The following is a 16,855-nucleotide window of genomic DNA, read 5'->3' as shown; positions in this document are numbered from 1 at the left end:
GGTGGCGGGAGGCGGATGCCGTGGTGGGGCGTTGGACGGGCCGGTGACCACAGGGGCGTGGCAGGCTTGAGGTCTGCTGTGTGAACGCCGAGACGACCCCGGAGCGGTGACCGTGGATCAGTTGGCCCTGTTGTTCCTGCTGTTGCTCGGGGCCGTGGTGAGCGTTCCGGTCGGGGACCGGCTGGGACTGCCGGCGCCGGTGCTGATGACGCTCCTGGGGATCGTCCTCGCGCTGCTCGACTTCGTGCCGAACGTCAACATCCCGCCGGATCTCATCCTGCCCCTGCTGTTGCCGCCGCTGCTGTACGCGGCCGTACGGCGCACGTCCTGGCGGCAGTTCACCGCCAACATCCGGCCGATCTTCCTGCTGGCCGTGGCGCTGGTGTTCGTCACCATGGTGTGTGTGGCCGCCGTCGCGAGCGCGATCGTCCCGGGTCTGCCGGTCGCCGCCGCGGTGGCGCTCGGCGCGCTGGTCGCCCCGCCCGACCCGGTCGCGGCGACCGCCGTCGCCGGTCAACTCGGGTTGCCGCGGCGGCTGGTGTCCATCCTGGAGGGCGAGGGGCTCTTCAACGACGTGACGGCCATCGTGCTGTACCACGTGGCGATCGCCGCCGCCGTGAGCGGGAGCTTCTCGCCGTGGCGGGCGGGGCTGGACCTGGTGCTGTCCGCCGTGGTGGCGGTGGCCGTGGGGATCGTGCTGGGGTGGGGCGCCAACAAGCTGATGGATCTGCTCGGGGACGCGACTCTGCAGATCGGGATGACGCTGCTGGTGCCGTTCGCCTCGTACGTGCTGGCCGAGGAGTTCCGCGGGTCCGGGGTGCTCGCCGTGCTCACCACCGCGCTGTTCCTCGCCGAGTACGCCACCGATCCCGACGACGTGATGACGCGGCTCGCGGGACACACCTTCTGGTCCATCGTCGACACGCTGGTCACGGGGGTCGCGTTCGGGCTGATCGGCCTCGAGCTGCACAACGCGATCCGGACGGCGTCCGGACGGTGGGGCGAGATGCTCGGATGGGCGGCGGCGATCGTGGGTGTGGTCGTGTTCGTACGGCTGTTGTGGCTGCTGCCGGCCACCTGGCTCACCAAGCGGCTGCATGCGAGGCGGGACCACGACGAGGACATTCCGATGAGCCTGCGGGAGACCGTCGTCATGTGGTGGTCGGGGATGCGAGGGGTGGCGTCTGTCGCGCTGGTGTTGGCGATTCCCCTGAAGACCGATGACGGTTCGGCTTTTCCCGACCGGGACGAGATCGTGTTCATCGCGTTCGGGGTGATCATGGCGACGCTGGTGCTTCAGGGGCTGACCCTGCCGTGGCTGGTCAAACGGCTGGGGGTGCAGGCGGACACGGATCGGGAGAAGGAGTTCGAGAAGGCGCTGGCCGTCCGTGCGGCGAAGGCGGCGAAGCGGAGGCTCCGGGAGATCGAGGCCGTGGAGGAGTTGCCGGAGGAGTTGTCCGAGCAGATGGTGCGACGGGCGTACGACATCGGCCTGCGGATCAGTCCGGAGATCGTGGAGGACGAGCGGCGGGAGGCGCACGAGCATCGGGTGCGGAGGCTGAAGCGGGTGCGGCGGATCCAGGGGGAGATGTTGAGCGCGGCTCGGCATGAGGTGTTGGCGGCGCGAGGTGAGTCGGGGGCCGATCCGGAGGTGGTGGATCGGGTGCTGCGCCATCTTGACGTGCGGAGCTTGCGGTGAGTTGTGCGGTGCGGGCGGGTGGGGGTTGCTGTGTTGCTTTCCCACCCGCGCACCACCCGTTTCCAGTTGGTCGAGGGTCGGGCTCTCCTGTGGCGGTGATCGTCTTCGGCGGTTGCGGGGGCGTGCTCCGGTGTGTCAGCCGCCCGTCCGTGGTGGCTGGTGTCCGCGACTGGCAGCCACACCGTCGCGTGCGACGTCGTCCCGGGAGGGACGGTGGCCGTTCGTGCGGTTCGGGGGCAGGGACGCGTCCGCCGTGTTGACTCGGGGAAGGGCGTACGGGTGTTCCGCGGCCAGCCAGCGGATCATGCCCTCGCGGACCGCGACGCGTACCGTCCAGATGTCGTCGGCGTCCTTGGCCGTCATCAGGGCCCGTACCTGCATGGTGTTCGGCGTGGTGTCGGTGACGTCCAGGCCGTAGGCGCGGCCGTCCCAGGACGGGCACTCGCGCAGGAGGTCGCGGAGCTTGTCGCGCATCGCGTCCACCGGCGCCGCGTGGTCGACGTGCCAGAAGACGATGCCCGTCATCTGCGGGGTGCCGCGCGACCAGTTCTCGAAGGGCTTGGACGTGAAGTACGAGACGGGCATGGTGATCCGGCGCTCGTCCCAGGTGCGGACGGTCAGGAACGTCAGGGTGATCTCCTCGACCGTGCCCCACTCGCCGTCCACCACGACCGTGTCGCCGATGCGCACCATGTCGCCGAAGGCGATCTGCAGCCCCGCGAACATGTTGCTGAGCGTCGACTGGGCGGCGACACCGGCGACGATGCCGAGGATTCCGGCCGAGGCCAGCAGCGAGGCACCCGCCGCGCGGAACGCCGGGAACGTCAGGAGCATCGTGGCCACGGCCACCACGCCGACGGTCGCGGAGACCACCCGCATGATCAGCGTCACCTGCGTCCGCACGCGCCGGACCCGGGCCGGGTCTCGGTGGGCGCGCGCGTAGCGGGTGTACGACGTCTCCACTATCGCGGCGGCGATCCGGATCACCAGCCACGCCGTCGCCCCGATCAGCACCAGGGTGAGGGTGCGGCCGATGCCCACCCTGTGCTGCTCCAGGAGCTGCGCCTCGTCGTACGACCCTCTGAGCATGGCCGCGCAGAGCACGAGCTGGTAGGGGATGCGGCCGCGGCGCAGCAGACCCCACATGGGGGTCTCGTGATGCCGTGCGTCGGCCTTGCGCAGCAGCAGGTCGGTGGCCCAGCCGATGAGCAGCGTGAGCGCGACCGACCCGCCGACCACGATCAGTGGGCGGAGTAGATTCTCCATGCCCACGAACGTAACCGGCCCCGGGCGCTCATGAACATGTGACTTCGCGCTCAAGGTGGGTACGGCCGCGGCAGCGGGCGGAGGACGCCGCCGTGACCTGCGTTGTCGTACCCGGCTGGCACCATGGGTTCATGAACATCGTGCTCTTTCACTCGACCTTCGGTCTCAGGCCCGCGGTGCGCGCGGCGGCGGACCGGCTGCGCGCGGCCGGACACGAGGTGTGGACGCCGGACCTCTTCGAGGGGCGTACGTTCGAGACGGTCGAGGAGGGCATGGCCTTCAACGACGGGATCGGCAAGGACGAGTTGCTCAAGCGCGCCGTCCTGGCCGCCGCGCCCTACTCGGAACGCGGGCTGGTCTACGCCGGGTTCTCGCTCGGCGCCTCCGTCGCGCAGACCCTCGCGCTCGGCGATGACAAGGCGCGCGGACTGCTGCTCCTGCACGGCACGTCGGACATCGCACCGAACGCGGCCGTGGACGAACTGCCCGTCCAGCTGCACGTGGCCGAACCGGACCCCTTCGAGACCGACGACTGGCTGAGCGCCTGGTATCTCCAGATGGGCAGAGCGGGTGCGGATGTGGAGGTGTACCGATACCCCGGGGCCGGCCACCTGTACACCGACCCCGACCTGCCCGACTACGACGAGGAGGCCGCCGAGGCCACCTGGCGGGTGGCGCTCGGCTTCCTCGACAGTCTGTAGAGCCGGCCTGTAGAGCCTGTAACCCGCGGCTACACGGGGTCGTACGTCCGCTCGACCTTCTGCGTGCCGGTGCGGGTGCGGTACGAACGGGCCCACGACGAGGTGGCGTCCGGCTTGGTGCGGTCGGACAGGACGTAGTAGTCCATCTGCGCGCGGGCGGCCGTGATGTCCAGGACGCCGTAGCCGTGGCGGTCGGTGTCGACCCAGTGGACGTGCCGGTTGGCGGCCCTGATGATCGGTGCGGCGACCGCGGAGATCGTGCCCTCGGGTGCCTTCACGATGTCGTCGAGGTTGTCGGAGGTGACCGAGGTGACCACGAATTCCGTGGCCGCCGAGGCGGACAGCGGGTACGTACCGGCGTCCACCGGCACGTCGTTGGCCCACGCCATGTGGATGTCGCCGGTGAGGAAGACGGTGTTGCGGATGGCGTTCGCGCGCAGGTGCGCGAGAAGCTCGCGGCGGTCGTCCGTGTAGCCGTCCCACTGGTCGGTGTTGAGGGCGAGGCCCTCCTTCGGCAGGCCGAGCAGCTCGGCGAGCGGCTTGAGCAGATCGGCGGTGAGGGAGCCGATCGCGAACGGCGAGATCATCACCGAGTTGCCGACCAGCCGCCAGGTGGTGTCGGACGCCTTCAGGCCGGCCTTCAGCCAGTCGAGTTGGGCGCGGCCGGTGAGCGTACGGTCCGGGTCGTCGACCGAGCCGTTGCCCACGGCGACCTGCTGCGAGCGGAAGGAGCGCAGGTCCAGCAGCGAGAGGTCGACGAGCTTGCCGAAGCGCAGCCGCCGGTAGGTGGTGCCCGCGATCGCCGTGCGCACCGGCATCCACTCGAAGTAGGCCTGCTTGGCAGCGGCCTGACGCGCGCTCCAGGCGCCCTCGGCACCCTCGGTGTGGTTCTCGGCCCCGCCCGACCAGGCGTCGTTGGCGAACTCGTGGTCGTCCCAGATGGCGATGACCGGAGCGACGGTGTGCAGGGCCTGGAGGTCGGCGTCGGTCTTGTAACGCCCGTGCCGGATGCGGTAGTCGGCCAGGGTGAGGATCTCGTGCGTGGGCGCGTGCGGCCGTACGACGGTGTCGCGCGTCCCGTACTGGCCGGTGCCGTACTCGTAGATGTAGTCGCCCAGGTGCAGCCAGGCGTCCAGGTCGCCGCGGGTGGCGAGATGGCGGTACGAGGAGAAGTAGCCGGCCTCCCAGTTGGCGCAGGAGACCACGCCGAAGCGGAGGTTCGGCACGGTCGCGTCGGCGGCGGGGGCGGTGCGGGTGCGGGCGACGGGGGAGTCGGTGCCGCCGGCGGAGAAGCGGAACCAGTAGTCGGTGGCGGGTTCAAGGCCGCGTACGTCCGCCTTGACGGTGTGGTCGGAGTCGGCGGTCGCGGTGACGGTGCCCTTGGCGACGATGTTCGTCAGCGCCTTGTCCCTGGCGATGACCCAGTCGACTGAGGTGTCCGGGCCGAGCCCGGAGCCGGGTATCGCCTCCGCGGTGGGCGTCACCCGGGTCCACAGCAGGATGCCGTCGGGGAGCGGGTCGCCGGAGGCGACACCGTGCAGGAAGGCGGGGGCGTCCGTGGCGGCCCGGGCGGGCAGGGCGGCGGCCAGCGGGCCGGCCAGGACGGCGGTGGCGGCCGCGGCCTTGACGACCGTACGGCGGCGCGGCGGCAGGGAGTTGGGATTCTCGGATGTTCTGTATCGACTGGTCACGGCCGATCAGGTTACTGATCGGTATGAACGAGAGCGGGCGAACTACCAAAAGTTCGCCCGCTCTTTGACCGACGCTCGCTCTATGACGACGCTCGCTCTATGACGACGCTCGCTCTGTGACGACGCTCGCTCTGTGAGCGGCGATCGAGATCAGGCCTTGAGGGCCGCCTCGATCGCCGTGGTGAAGTCGGCGACCGTCATCGGCGCGTTCTTGCCGTCCGAGCCGGTCAGCGTCTTGCCGTCCATCTTCAGGGTCGGTGTGCCCTGCACGCCGTCCTTGTCGAAGACCTTGGACTCCTCCAGCGCCCACTTGTCGTAGGTGCCGTCCTTCACGGCGTTCTGGAACTTCGTGTTGTCCTTGAGCGCGGGGACGGTCTGCGCGATCTTGATGAGGTAGTCGTCGTCCTTGAACTTGTCGTCGGACTCCTCCGGGTGCCACGTCGCCGAGTACATCGCGGTCTTGTACTCGAGGAATGCCTCGGGGCTGACGTTGAGCGCGGCGCCCAGGGCGCTGAGCGCGTTCTTGGAGCCCTCGCCGCCCAGGCCGTTGTCGAGGAAGGTGGCGCCGACGTACTGGATCTTGAACTTGCCGGCGTCCAGGTCCTTCTTCACGGTGGTGCCGACGGTCTGCTCGAACTGGGCGCAGACCGGGCAGCGCGGGTCCTCGTACATGACCAGGGTCTTCTTGGCGCTGCTCTTGCCGACGACAACCGTCGTGCCGTTGGTGCCCGTGGTGTTGGCCGGCTTGACGAGCTTGTCGTCCTTCGCGGCCTCCCAGTAACCGGGCTTGTTGCCCTGGACGACCGCGTAGCCGATGCCGCCGGCTATCGCCAGGACGCCGACTATGGAGCAGGCCACGATGACCTGCCGCTTGACCTTGGCGCGCTTGGCCTGGCGCTCTCGCTCCTGGCGCAGGCGCTCGCGGGCTGCGGTCTTCGCGGCCTGGCTGTTCCGCTTTGCCATGGGTGATCTCCGTAAGGGGGACGCGCACACGTTCGTGTGCGGAATACGAATGGGGGACTGGTGGTGCTCAGCCGAATGCGACCGAGCACGGCGGTCCACGCCGTCCCAGGGAGTGCACGAGGATCCGCTCGCGCGCGGTGGCCGTACGGCGGCCGGGGTGCTGCGGGCGGCGCACGGAGGGCGTCGGCCGTACCGTCACCGCCGCCACCGCCAGCAGCAGCGGCCGGAAGGTGGTCGCGCCCACCGCGCGCAGCAGCTGGGCCAGCGCGCGCTCGCCGCGGCGCAGCCAGGCGGCGGCGAGCAGACCGACGCCGATGTGCGCGCCGAGCAGCAGCCAGGCGGTCGCCGGGTCGGCGTGGGCGAGCAGACCGCCGAGGCGGTCGGGGTCGGCCCCGGTCACCCGGGCCAGCGGGGCGCCGACACTGGTGCCGTCGCCGCACAGCACGTCGAGGCCGACGGAGCGCAGCGGGCCGGCGACCGGGCCGCCGGCGGCGCCGTAGCAGACGTGCTGGCCGGTGGTGAAGACGGTGTCGGCGGCGAGTTCCAGCGGGATCAGCAGGGCGGCGATCCGGCCGAAGCCGCGCTCGCGGCCGGCCAGGGCGTAGGTGACGGCGAACACGGCGGCGGCGATCACCGCCACCGTGTTCAGCGGCAGGGGGGCCCGGGACAGCAGGACGTGCGACGCGGTGCTGAGCGTCACGACGAGTGCCGTGAACAGCGCCGCGCGTACGGCTCTGAGCTGGGTCCCGGATATGTCCATAGCGGAGGAGAGTCTGTCACGCGGGCCTGTAAGGGACCCCTAAAGGGTTCCTGTGCGGGCCGTTCCGTCACAGACCCGGAATCCGGCCGTTGCGGAACAGGTCCACGAAGATCTGATGGTCGGCACGCGCGCGTGCGCCGTAGTCGTGGGCGAAGTCGACCAGGAGGTCCTCGAAGCCGTCCTCGTCGGCCGCGAGTGCCGCGTCGATGGCCCGCTCGGTGGAGAAGGGCACCAGGGACTCGCCGGACTGGTCGTCCGCCGCCCCGTGCATGGTGGCGGTGGCCCGGCCCAGGTCGGCGACGACCGCGGCGATCTCCTCCGGGTCGTCGATGTCCCCCCAGTCGAGGTCCACGGCGTACGGCGAGACCTCGGCGACCAGCTGACCCGTGCCGCCGAGCTCGGTCCAGCCGAGCCACGGGTCGGCGTGCGCCTGGAGGGCGCGCTGCGAGATCACCGTGCGGTGGCCCTCGTGCTGGAAGTAGTCCCGGATCGCCGAGTCCGTGATGTGCCGGGAGACGGCCGGGGTCTGGGCCTGCTTGATGTAGATCACGACATCGTTCTCCAGGGCGTCGCTGTGGCCCTCCAGGAGGATGTTGTACGACGGCAGACCGGCCGAGCCGATGCCGATGCCGCGGCGGCCGACGACGTCCTTCACGCGGTACGAGTCCGGGCGGGCCAGCGAGGTCTCCGGCAGCGTCTCCAGGTAGCCGTCGAAGGCCGCGAGGACCTTGTACCGCGTGGCCGCGTCCAGCTCGATGGAGCCGCCGCCCGGGGCGAAGCGGCGCTCGAAGTCACGAATCTCCGTCATCGAGTCGAGCAGGCCGAAGCGGGTCAGCGAGCGGGCGTCGCGCAGCGCGTCCAGCAGCGGGCCCTGGGCGGTGTCCAGGGTGAAGGGCGGCACCTCGTCGCGCTTGGCGCCGGTGGCCAGGGCGTGGATCCGCTCGCGGTACGCGCCCGCGTACACCTGTACCAGGTCGGTGATCTGCTCGTCGCTGAGCGCCTTCGCGTACCCGATCAGGGCGATGGACGCGGAGAAGCGCTTGAGGTCCCAGGTGAAGGGGCCGACGTACGCCTCGTCGAAGTCGTTGACGTTGAAGATCAGCCGGCCCGTGGAGTCCATGTACGTGCCGAAGTTCTCGGCGTGCAGGTCGCCGTGGATCCACACGCGGGAGGTGCGCTCGTCCAGGTACGGGCCGCCCCGCTTCTCCGCGTCCAGGTCGTGGTAGAAGAGGCACGCCGTGCCGCGGTAGAACGCGAAGGCCGAGGCCGCCATCTTCCGGAACTTCACGCGGAACGCGGCCGGGTCGGCGGCCAGGAGCTCGCCGAAGGCGGTGTCGAAGACGGCGAGGATCTCCTCGCCGCGGTGCTCGTCGTTGAGCTGCGGGACCGACATCGCTGGGTGCCTCCTGGTGCAGGTGGTGCGTGACAAGTGGGCCGGATCATCGGGGCCGGATCATCCCCTCACACCAACGGCCGGCGGCGTTCGGGAGTGCCCGTGTTCCTCACATGAAGGTACGCGGGGCAGCCCACCGAGTGTCAGTGCCCAGGCATAGACTTCGACGCTGTCCCCCAGACTGTTCGCAGCCGGTCGGACATCCGTCGACGCCCGCCCGCCCGTCACCCGACCACCGCCCCTCAACGAGGCGCTACGCGCCGCACCCGTTCACTTGGAGGCCGAAACCGTGTCAAAGCCGCCGTTCACGCACCTGCACGTCCACACCCAGTACTCGCTGCTGGACGGTGCCGCGCGGCTGAAGGACATGTTCAACGCGTGCAACGAGATGGGCATGACGCACATCGCCATGTCCGACCACGGCAACCTGCACGGGGCGTACGACTTCTTCCACACCGCGCAGAAGGCCGGGGTCACGCCGATCATCGGGATCGAGGCGTATGTGGCGCCCGAGTCGCGGCGCAACAAGCGCAAGATCCAGTGGGGTCAGCCGCACCAGAAGCGGGACGACGTGTCCGGTTCGGGTGGGTACACCCACAAGACTATCTGGGCGGCGAACGCGACCGGCCTGCACAACCTCTTCAAGCTGTCCTCGGACGCGTACGCGGAGGGCTGGCTGCAGAAGTGGCCCCGGATGGACAAGGAGACCATCTCCCAGTGGTCGGAGGGGCTGATCGCCTCCACCGGGTGTCCCTCCGGGGAGCTGCAGACCCGCCTCCGCCTCGGGCAGGAGGAAGAGGCCCTCAAGGCTGCCGCCGAGTACCAGGACATCTTCGGCAAGGACCGGTACTTCCTGGAGCTGATGGACCACGGCATCGAGATCGAGCGCCGGGTCCGCGACGGCCTGTTGGAGATCGGCAAGAAGCTCGGCATCCCGCCGCTGGTGACGAACGACTCGCACTACACGTACGCGCACGAGGCGACCGCGCACGACGCGCTGCTGTGCATCCAGACCGGCAAGAACCTCTCCGACCCGGACCGCTTCCGCTTCGACGGCACCGGCTACTACCTGAAGTCGACGGACGAGATGTACGCCATCGACTCCTCGGACGCCTGGCAGGAGGGCTGCCGCAACACGCTGCTGGTGGCCGAGCAGATCGACACCACGGGCATGTTCGAGAAGCGCGACCTCATGCCCAAGTTCGACATCCCCGAGGGTTACACCGAGGTCACCTGGTTCCAGGAGGAGGTCCGCCGCGGCATGGAGCGCCGCTACCCGGGCGGCGTCCCCGATGACCGGCAGAAGCAGGCCGAGTACGAGATGGACGTCATCATCCAGATGGGGTTCCCGGGCTACTTCCTCGTCGTCGCCGACTTCATCATGTGGGCCAAGAACAACGGCATCGCGGTCGGCCCCGGCCGAGGCTCCGCGGCCGGCTCGATCGTCGCGTACGCGATGGGCATCACCGACCTCGACCCGATCGAGCACGGGCTGATCTTCGAGCGGTTCCTCAACCCCGAGCGTGTCTCCATGCCCGATGTCGACATCGACTTCGACGAGCGTCGGCGCGTCGAGGTGATCAGGTACGTGACCGAGAAGTACGGCGCCGACAAGGTCGCCATGATCGGCACGTACGGCAAGATCAAGGCGAAGAACGCCATCAAGGACTCCGCGCGCGTGCTGGGCTACCCGTACGCGATGGGCGACCGCCTCACCAAGGCGATGCCCGCCGACGTCCTGGGCAAGGGCATCGATCTCAACGGCATCACCGACCCCTCGCACCCGCGCTACAGCGAGGCGGGCGAGATCCGGTCGATGTACGAGAACGAGCCGGATGTGAAGAAGGTCATCGACACCGCCAAGGGCGTCGAGGGCCTGGTCCGGCAGATGGGTGTGCACGCGGCCGGCGTGATCATGTCCAGCGAGCCCATCGTCGACCACGCCCCGATCTGGGTGCGGCACACGGACGGCGTGACCATCACACAGTGGGACTACCCCCAGTGCGAGTCGCTGGGCCTGCTGAAGATGGACTTCCTGGGCCTGCGCAACCTGACGATCATGGACGACGCCATCAAGATGGTGAAGGCCAACAAGGGCGTCGACCTGGAGATGCTCTCGCTCCCGCTGGACGACCCGAAGACCTTCGAACTGCTCTGCCGCGGTGACACGCTCGGTGTCTTCCAGTTCGACGGCGGCCCGATGCGCTCGCTGCTCCGCCAGATGCAGCCCGACAACTTCGAGGACATTTCCGCCGTCTCGGCCCTGTACCGGCCGGGCCCGATGGGCATGAACTCGCACATCAACTACGCGGAGCGCAAGAACGGCCGCCAGGAGATCACGCCGATCCACCCGGAGCTCGAAGCGCCCCTGAAGGAGACGCTCGGCCTGACCTACGGCCTGATCGTGTACCAGGAGCAGGTGCAGAAGGCCGCGCAGATCATCGCCGGTTACTCGCTCGGCGAGGCCGACATCCTGCGCCGCGTGATGGGCAAGAAGAAGCCCGAGGAACTGGCGAAGAACTTCACCATCTTCCAGGCCGGCGCCAAGAAGAACGGCTACAGCGACGAAGCCATCCAGGCCCTGTGGGACGTCCTGGTCCCGTTCGCCGGATACGCCTTCAACAAGGCGCACTCATCGGCGTACGGCCTGGTCACCTACTGGACTGCGTATCTCAAGGCGAACTACCCGGCCGAGTACATGGCGGCGCTGCTCACCTCGGTGAAGGACGACAAGGACAAGTCGGCGGTCTACCTGAACGAGTGCCGGCGCATGGGCATCAGGGTGCTGCCGCCCAACGTCAACGAGTCCGAGCAGAACTTCGCCGCGCAGGGCGACGACGTGATCCTCTTCGGCCTGTCCGCCGTCCGCAACGTCGGCACGAACGTCGTCGAGTCGATCATCCGCAGCCGCAAGGCCAAGGGGAAGTTCGCCTCCTTCCCCGACTACCTCGACAAGGTCGAGGCCGCCGCCTGCAACAAGCGCACCACCGAATCGCTGATCAAGGCGGGCGCGTTCGACACCATGGGGCACACCCGCAAGGGCCTCACCGCGCAGTACGAGCCGATGATCGACAACGTGGTCGCGGTCAAGCGCAAGGAGGCCGAGGGCCAGTTCGACCTCTTCGGCGGGATGGGCGAGGAGGACAGCAGCGAGCCGGGCTTCGGGCTCGACGTCGAGTTCACGACCGACGAGTGGGAGAAGACCTATCTCCTCGCGCAGGAGCGGGAGATGCTCGGCCTGTACGTCTCCGACCACCCCCTCTTCGGCCTGGAGCACGTCCTGTCCGACAAGGCCGACGCCGGCATCGGACAGCTCACCGGAGGTGACTACTCGGACGGCTCGATCGTCACCATCGGCGGCATCATCTCCGGCCTCCAGCGCAAGATGACCAAGCAGGGCAACGCCTGGGCGATCGCCACCGTCGAGGACCTGGCCGGCTCCATCGAGTGCATGTTCTTCCCGGCGACCTACCAACTCGTCTCGACCCAACTCGTCGAGGACGCCGTGGTGTTCGTCAAGGGACGCCTGGACAAGCGGGAGGACGTGCCCCGCCTCGTCGCGATGGAGCTCCAGGTGCCGGACCTGTCGAACGCGGGCGCCAACGCGCCCGTGATCCTCACCATCCCGGCCACCCGGGTCACCCCGCCGATGGTGAGCCGCCTCGGTGAGATCCTCAGCCACCACAAGGGCGAGAGCGAGGTCCGGATCAAGCTCCAGGGCCCGCGCAAGACGACCGTGCTGCGCCTCGACCGGCATCGCGTGAAGCCGGACCCGGCGCTCTTCGGTGATCTGAAGGTGCTGCTCGGCCCGTCCTGCCTGGCCGGCTGACCGCCCGCCCGAGCGGCCGACCGGCCGGGCAACTGACGTACGCGAGGGGCGCGCCCGCAATCGGGTGCGCCCCTCGGTGTGTGCCTGGGCTTCAACAGCCCGTTGTGAAGATGTCAGTTGTGACCGAAGCGCTTCTGGCGCCCTTTGTGGGCCATGTCGCCGGGAGTCACCTGCGTGGTGCGGTGCTCGCTGGGCGTCTCCATCGACGGCTGCTCGGCCGTCTGCTGACCGCGCTCGGACTGTGACTGCTTGCGTTCACGATTCTTGTTCTTGGCCATGGTGATCTGCCTCCTGTGGGGGATCTAGGGGCCAGGGCCGGGATCAGATTCACATAGGCTGACGAAGAGCGCATGTCGGATAATTACCGTCTGTGACAGGGCTTGTCGGGGAGCGGGGCCCCGAAACGCCACGCCGAAGATCGAGTTCGGGCCGTTAACCCCCGCACGGTCGGGCAGACTCGAAGGAAGCCCGAAGCAAACCTCCCGGAAAGAGGGTGGATCGCGTGGACCGCTGCATCGTCCTGGTGGACGCCGGGTATCTGCTGGGGGCCGCCGCCAGTCTCCTCGCCGGGGAGCCCTCGCGGTCCCGCATCACCGTCGACCACACCGCCCTCATCCAGGGCCTGCGCGAACGCGCCGAGTCCGACACGGAACGGCCCCTGCTGCGCATCTACTGGTTCGACGGCGCCCCCGACCGCGTCCCGCAGCCCGAGCACCGCAGACTGCGCGTGATGCCCCGGGTCACCGTCCGGCTCGGCGCCCTGACCCGCAGCGACGGACGCTGGGCCCAGAAGGGCGTGGACGCCGCGATGCACGCCGAGCTGACCGAGCTGGCCCGCAACCGCGCCTGTTCCGACATCGTCCTGGTGACCGGCGACGGCGATCTGCTGCCGGGCATGATGGCGGCCAAGGAGCACGGCGTCGCCGTACACCTGTGGGCCGTGCAGGCCGCCGACGGGGACTACAACCAGTCCGAGGACCTGGTCGCCGAGGCCGACGAGCGCCGTGTGCTCGACCGGACGTGGATCACCAAGGCCGTGCGCGCCAAGGATCTCGGCGGGATCTGCGCGCCGCCGCCCGTGCCGCGGCCCGAGATCGCCGCGATCCTCTCCGCTCCGCTGCCCGAGTCCTCGCACGCCGCGGCGGCCGAGCGGCAGGCAGAGGAGGAGCGCGCTCCGGCGGCCACCGTCTCGGAGAACGGCACGCAGGAGCGGGTGCCCGCGACCGCGCCCAAGGCAGGGGTACCCACGCCGAAGGACCTGGCCGCGCTGCGTGCCCCCGGCGTCCAGCCCCCACAGCCCCCGCCGACCGCGACCTTGCGCTGGTCCTCCGACAAGGGGTGGGTCGACCGGCCCGGCGGCGCGGCCGAGCCCCCCGAGGTCGCCTCGATGCCGACGCTGGCCCAGCTGACCACCGCGGAGCAGCGGTGGGCCGACCGGGAGGAGGACATCACGACCGTCGGCGGCGACCCCTTCGAGGTCGGGCAGGTGTTCGCGCGGCGTTGGATGGAGCGGCTCGGGGACCCGGGCCATCTGCAGAAGCTGTCCGGGATGTACCCGCGGATCCCGCACCGGATCGACGGGGAGCTGCTGCGCTACGCCGCCCGGTTCGGGCTGCTCGCCCACAAGGACGACCAGATCGACGAGCACGACCGCTATGCCATCCGGGCCGGGTTCTGGCGGGAGATCGATGTGCGGACGGCCGCCGAGCACGCGCCCGCGGGTGAATGAGATCCTTACCATCGGATGTGCCGTTTTGGGGCGACCCGGGAGCGGAGCGGGGCGGTGGACCCCGTAGTCTCGTCCCTTGTGAGTACGCGCGCGGCACAGGCACTTCGGCACGGTGACGATGTCGTGTGCGCGGTGCGCGAGCTGAGCAAGACCTATCCGGCGGTACGCGGACGGCGCGGCGTTCCGGCGACGCCCGAGGTGAGGGCCACCGAGGACGTACGGCTGGACATCCGGCGGGGTGAGATCTTCGGCCTCCTGGGGCCGAACGGGGCAGGGAAGACCACCCTCGTACGACAGCTGACCGGGCTGATGCGGCCCGACCGCGGCAGCGTCGAGATCCTCGGGCACGACATCGTGCGCCATCCGGAGCGGGCCTCGCGGATCCTCGCCTACCTCGGGCAGGAGTCCACCGCCCTCGACGATCTGACCGTGTCGCTCGCCGCCGAGACCACCGGACGGCTGCGCGGGCTGGAGGCGGCACAGGCACGCGCCGAGCGCGACGCCGTACTCGACGAGCTGGGCCTGACACCCATCGCCGGGCGGCCGCTCAGGAAGCTGTCCGGTGGGCAGCGCCGCCTCGCCTGCTTCGCCGCCGCGCTGGTGGGGGAGCGGCCGTTCCTCGTCCTCGACGAGCCGACCAGCGGCATGGACCCCGTGGCGCGGCGCGCCGTGTGGGGCGCCGTGGACCGGCGCCGGGCCGAGTACGGCACGACCGTCCTGCTCGTCACCCACAACGTCATCGAGGCCGAGACCGTCCTCGACCGGGTCGCCGTGCTCGACCGGGGACGGGTGATCGCCTGCGACACCCCCACCGGTCTCAAGGAGCAGGTCGCCGGCGAGGTGCGGGTCGACCTGGTGTGGCGCGAGTCCGCCCCGCTGCACGTCCCCGAGGTGGCCGCGCTGCGCGACCGGGCCGTGGAGTCCGGACGCCGCTGGACGCTGCGGCTCGCCCCGGAGGAGGCCCGTACGGTGGTCGCCACCGTCACCGGCGGGTCCGCGTTCGCCGCGCTCGACGACTTCACGCTGACCACGCCGAGCCTGGAGGACGTGTACCTGGCGCTGGGCGGCGCCGCACGACAGGGGCTGGTGAAGGCGTGAGCCGACCGACCGCGGGCTTGAGCACCGTGACCGCCGCATCCGTACGGAACACGACGACTGCCGGAGTGAAACCGAGAGAGGGGAGCCGCGCGACGTGAGTGTCGTACCCGCCGAGGCTCTGCCGGGCAGCGTCCTGGCCGTGCAGGAGACGGTCCGGGAAGCGGCCGAGCTCGGGCCGCGTGCCCGGCTGTGGCCGGCGCTCGGGGCCGTGTACCGGGCGCAGCTGTCCCGTGCGCGGGTGGCGCGTATCCCGCTGCTGTTCGTGGCGACCTTCCAGTCGATCGGCATCATGATCCTGATGCGCGGGGTCGTGGACGGCGGGGGCGAGGCGCAGGCGGTCGTCGCCGGCTCGTCGGTGCTCGTCGTGGCCTTCGTCGCGCTCAATCTGCTCGCCCAGTACTTCGGCCAGCTGCGCGCCGGCGGCGGTCTCGACCACTACGCGACGCTGCCCGTGCCGCCGGCGGCCGTGGTGCTGGGGGCGGCGGGCGCGTACGCGTCCTTCACCGTGCCGGGGACCGTGGTGACCGCGGTGTTCGGGTCCGTGCTGTTCGGGCTTCCCCTGACGCACCTGTGGATCCTCGTCGCCGTGATCCCGCTCGCGGGTGCCGCGCTCGCCGGGCTCGGGGCCGCTCTCGGACTGCTCGCGCCGCGGCCGGAACTGGCCACGCTGCTCGGGCAGCTGGGCATGTCCGCGGCGCTGCTGCTCGGGGTGCTGCCGGCGGACCGGATGCCGGAAGCCGTACGGTTCGCCCGGGACCTGCTGCCGTCGACGTACGGCGTCGAGGCCTTCGCGCGGACCTTCGGGCCGCACCCCGACTGGGCGTTCGTGCTCGGTGACCTCGCCGTGTGCGCCGGCGTCGGCGTCGTCTCGCTGGCCGTCGCCACCTGGGCCTACCGCCGGGCGGCCGTCCGATGACGCGTCGCTCAGGCGGGCCTGGCACGATGTCAGGGTGACCGCACCGTTGACTCCTCCTCCGCCGCCGCACGAACACTCCTCGCACAACGTGTGGCAGTCCGCGCCTCCCGGGTACGCGGCTGCCGCGCCCGATGCCGAGTACGGTGCGCACGGTTCGTACGGACAGGACGGTCCCGGGATGAAGACCGAAGTGCGGGAGGCCGCCGTCGTCACGGTCGCGGTGGCGCTCTGCGGGGTGCTGCTCGGACTGCTGTGGTGGTGGCTGGCGCCGCACGTGCCGCTGGTCGGCGGCGTGGACGAGCAGGGCAGCTGGGTCGTCTTCCTCAAGGACACCGAGGGCGAGCAGGCGGTCGGTGTCGACGGAACGTTCACTCTGCTCGCGTTGGCCTTCGGCGTGGTGAGCGCGCTCGCCGTGTTCCTCGTGCGCAGGCGCGGCGGAGTGCCGCTGGTCGTGGCGCTCACCGTCGGCGGGCTGCTCGGATCGGTGCTGGCATGGCGGCTCGGGGTGTGGCTGGGGCCGGCGCAGGACGTGCTCGCGCACGCCAAGGACGTGGGCAAGGGCGTCACGTTCTCGGCGCCGTTGAAGCTCGGGGCGAAGGGGGCGTTGCTGGCGTGGTCGCTGGCCGCGCTGGTGGTGCATCTGGGGCTGACGGCCCTGTTCGGACCCCGCGATCCGGACCCGTACGCCCACCCGCAGGATCCGGTACCGAAGGACGGGTACGGGGCCCCGCAGGCGTGACGATCGGCTGGGCCCGGTTCGGCGGAACCAGGCCGTCCTGGGCGGGCATGGTTCCGTGGTTGGAGCGGCCC

At 70.1% G+C, this 16,855-nt stretch carries 13 protein-coding genes; 7 read left to right on the top strand and 6 right to left on the bottom strand.

All coding sequences use genetic code 11. The features are described 5' to 3' along the window. Positions 1-112 precede the first annotated feature (112 nt). Positions 113-1,699, top strand: coding sequence for a Na+/H+ antiporter (locus tag ACFYO2_RS01825; RefSeq protein WP_388342628.1), 1,587 nt, complete (start codon positions 113-115; stop codon positions 1,697-1,699). 135 nt (positions 1,700-1,834) lie between these two features. Here ACFYO2_RS01825 and ACFYO2_RS01820 read toward each other — a convergent pair whose 3' ends face one another. Beyond that, positions 1,835-2,965 carry a mechanosensitive ion channel family protein gene (locus ACFYO2_RS01820; RefSeq protein WP_388342626.1) on the bottom strand — a complete coding sequence of 377 codons (1,131 nt, stop codon included), beginning with the start codon at positions 2,963-2,965 and terminating at the stop codon, positions 1,835-1,837. A 131-nt stretch (positions 2,966-3,096) separates the two neighbouring features. Here ACFYO2_RS01820 and ACFYO2_RS01815 point away from each other — a divergent pair, with 131 nt between their 5' ends. After that, complete coding sequence (locus ACFYO2_RS01815; protein WP_388342623.1) at positions 3,097-3,666, top strand: dienelactone hydrolase family protein; 570 nt, start codon at positions 3,097-3,099, stop codon at positions 3,664-3,666. 29 nt (positions 3,667-3,695) lie between these two features. Here ACFYO2_RS01815 and ACFYO2_RS01810 read toward each other — a convergent pair whose 3' ends face one another. From ACFYO2_RS01810 to ACFYO2_RS01795, 4 genes are all read right to left on the bottom strand, one after another. Further along, positions 3,696-5,357: an alkaline phosphatase D family protein gene (locus tag ACFYO2_RS01810; protein WP_388342620.1), complete on the bottom strand. Its 1,662-nt coding sequence runs from the start codon at positions 5,355-5,357 to the stop codon at positions 3,696-3,698. Between the two features lie 150 nt (positions 5,358-5,507). Next, entirely contained in the window at positions 5,508-6,320 is an 813-nt protein-coding gene (locus ACFYO2_RS01805) for a thioredoxin domain-containing protein (protein ID WP_388342617.1), read from the bottom strand. Positions 6,321-6,387: 67 nt separating this feature from the next. Continuing rightward, positions 6,388-7,080: a hypothetical protein gene (locus tag ACFYO2_RS01800; RefSeq protein ID WP_388342615.1), complete on the bottom strand. Its 693-nt coding sequence runs from the start codon at positions 7,078-7,080 to the stop codon at positions 6,388-6,390. A gap of 67 nt (positions 7,081-7,147) precedes the next feature. Next, positions 7,148-8,473 (bottom strand): DUF2252 domain-containing protein, encoded by a 1,326-nt coding sequence (locus ACFYO2_RS01795; protein ID WP_388342612.1) that lies wholly within the window; start codon positions 8,471-8,473, stop codon positions 7,148-7,150. Between the two features lie 289 nt (positions 8,474-8,762). Here ACFYO2_RS01795 and dnaE point away from each other — a divergent pair, with 289 nt between their 5' ends. Further along, positions 8,763-12,302, top strand: a complete 3,540-nt coding sequence (gene dnaE / locus ACFYO2_RS01790) for a DNA polymerase III subunit alpha (RefSeq protein ID WP_388342610.1) — start codon at positions 8,763-8,765, stop codon at positions 12,300-12,302. Positions 12,303-12,415: 113 nt separating this feature from the next. Here the strand turns inward: dnaE and ACFYO2_RS01785 are convergent, their stop codons facing one another. Beyond that, a complete protein-coding gene (locus ACFYO2_RS01785) occupies positions 12,416-12,580 on the bottom strand; it encodes a hypothetical protein (protein WP_388342608.1) in 165 nt (54 codons plus the stop codon). Positions 12,581-12,804: 224 nt separating this feature from the next. Between ACFYO2_RS01785 and ACFYO2_RS01780 the strand changes: the two genes are divergently transcribed. From ACFYO2_RS01780 to ACFYO2_RS01765, 4 genes are all read left to right on the top strand, one after another. Beyond that, a complete protein-coding gene (locus tag ACFYO2_RS01780) occupies positions 12,805-14,031 on the top strand; it encodes an NYN domain-containing protein (RefSeq protein ID WP_388342606.1) in 1,227 nt (408 codons plus the stop codon). Between the two features lie 123 nt (positions 14,032-14,154). Next, positions 14,155-15,129: an ABC transporter ATP-binding protein gene (locus ACFYO2_RS01775; protein WP_388343932.1), complete on the top strand. Its 975-nt coding sequence runs from the start codon at positions 14,155-14,157 to the stop codon at positions 15,127-15,129. Positions 15,130-15,223: 94 nt separating this feature from the next. Continuing rightward, entirely contained in the window at positions 15,224-16,045 is an 822-nt protein-coding gene (locus tag ACFYO2_RS01770) for an ABC transporter permease (protein ID WP_388342603.1), read from the top strand. Positions 16,046-16,079: 34 nt separating this feature from the next. Further along, complete coding sequence (locus tag ACFYO2_RS01765; protein ID WP_388342601.1) at positions 16,080-16,784, top strand: AAA family ATPase; 705 nt, start codon at positions 16,080-16,082, stop codon at positions 16,782-16,784. Positions 16,785-16,855 lie beyond the last annotated feature (71 nt).

The organism is Streptomyces sp. NPDC006602, assembly GCF_042870385.1.
Lineage (GTDB): Bacteria > Actinomycetota > Actinomycetes > Streptomycetales > Streptomycetaceae > Streptomyces.
Note: the sequence above shows the minus strand (reverse complement) of the source record. Positions and strands in the feature narration are given on the sequence as shown.

What these genes read in the sequence shown, in the direction of transcription:
- ACFYO2_RS01820 (WP_388342626.1), bottom strand. Translation starts at nt 2,965, where the DNA reads ATGGAGAATCTACTCCGCCCACTGATCGTGGTCGGCGGGTCGGTCGCG.
- ACFYO2_RS01815 (WP_388342623.1), top strand. Translation starts at nt 3,097, where the DNA reads ATGAACATCGTGCTCTTTCACTCGACCTTCGGTCTCAGGCCCGCGGTG.
- ACFYO2_RS01805 (WP_388342617.1), bottom strand. Translation starts at nt 6,320, where the DNA reads ATGGCAAAGCGGAACAGCCAGGCCGCGAAGACCGCAGCCCGCGAGCGC.
- ACFYO2_RS01800 (WP_388342615.1), bottom strand. Translation starts at nt 7,080, where the DNA reads ATGGACATATCCGGGACCCAGCTCAGAGCCGTACGCGCGGCGCTGTTC.
- ACFYO2_RS01795 (WP_388342612.1), bottom strand. Translation starts at nt 8,473, where the DNA reads ATGTCGGTCCCGCAGCTCAACGACGAGCACCGCGGCGAGGAGATCCTC.
- ACFYO2_RS01785 (WP_388342608.1), bottom strand. Translation starts at nt 12,580, where the DNA reads ATGGCCAAGAACAAGAATCGTGAACGCAAGCAGTCACAGTCCGAGCGC.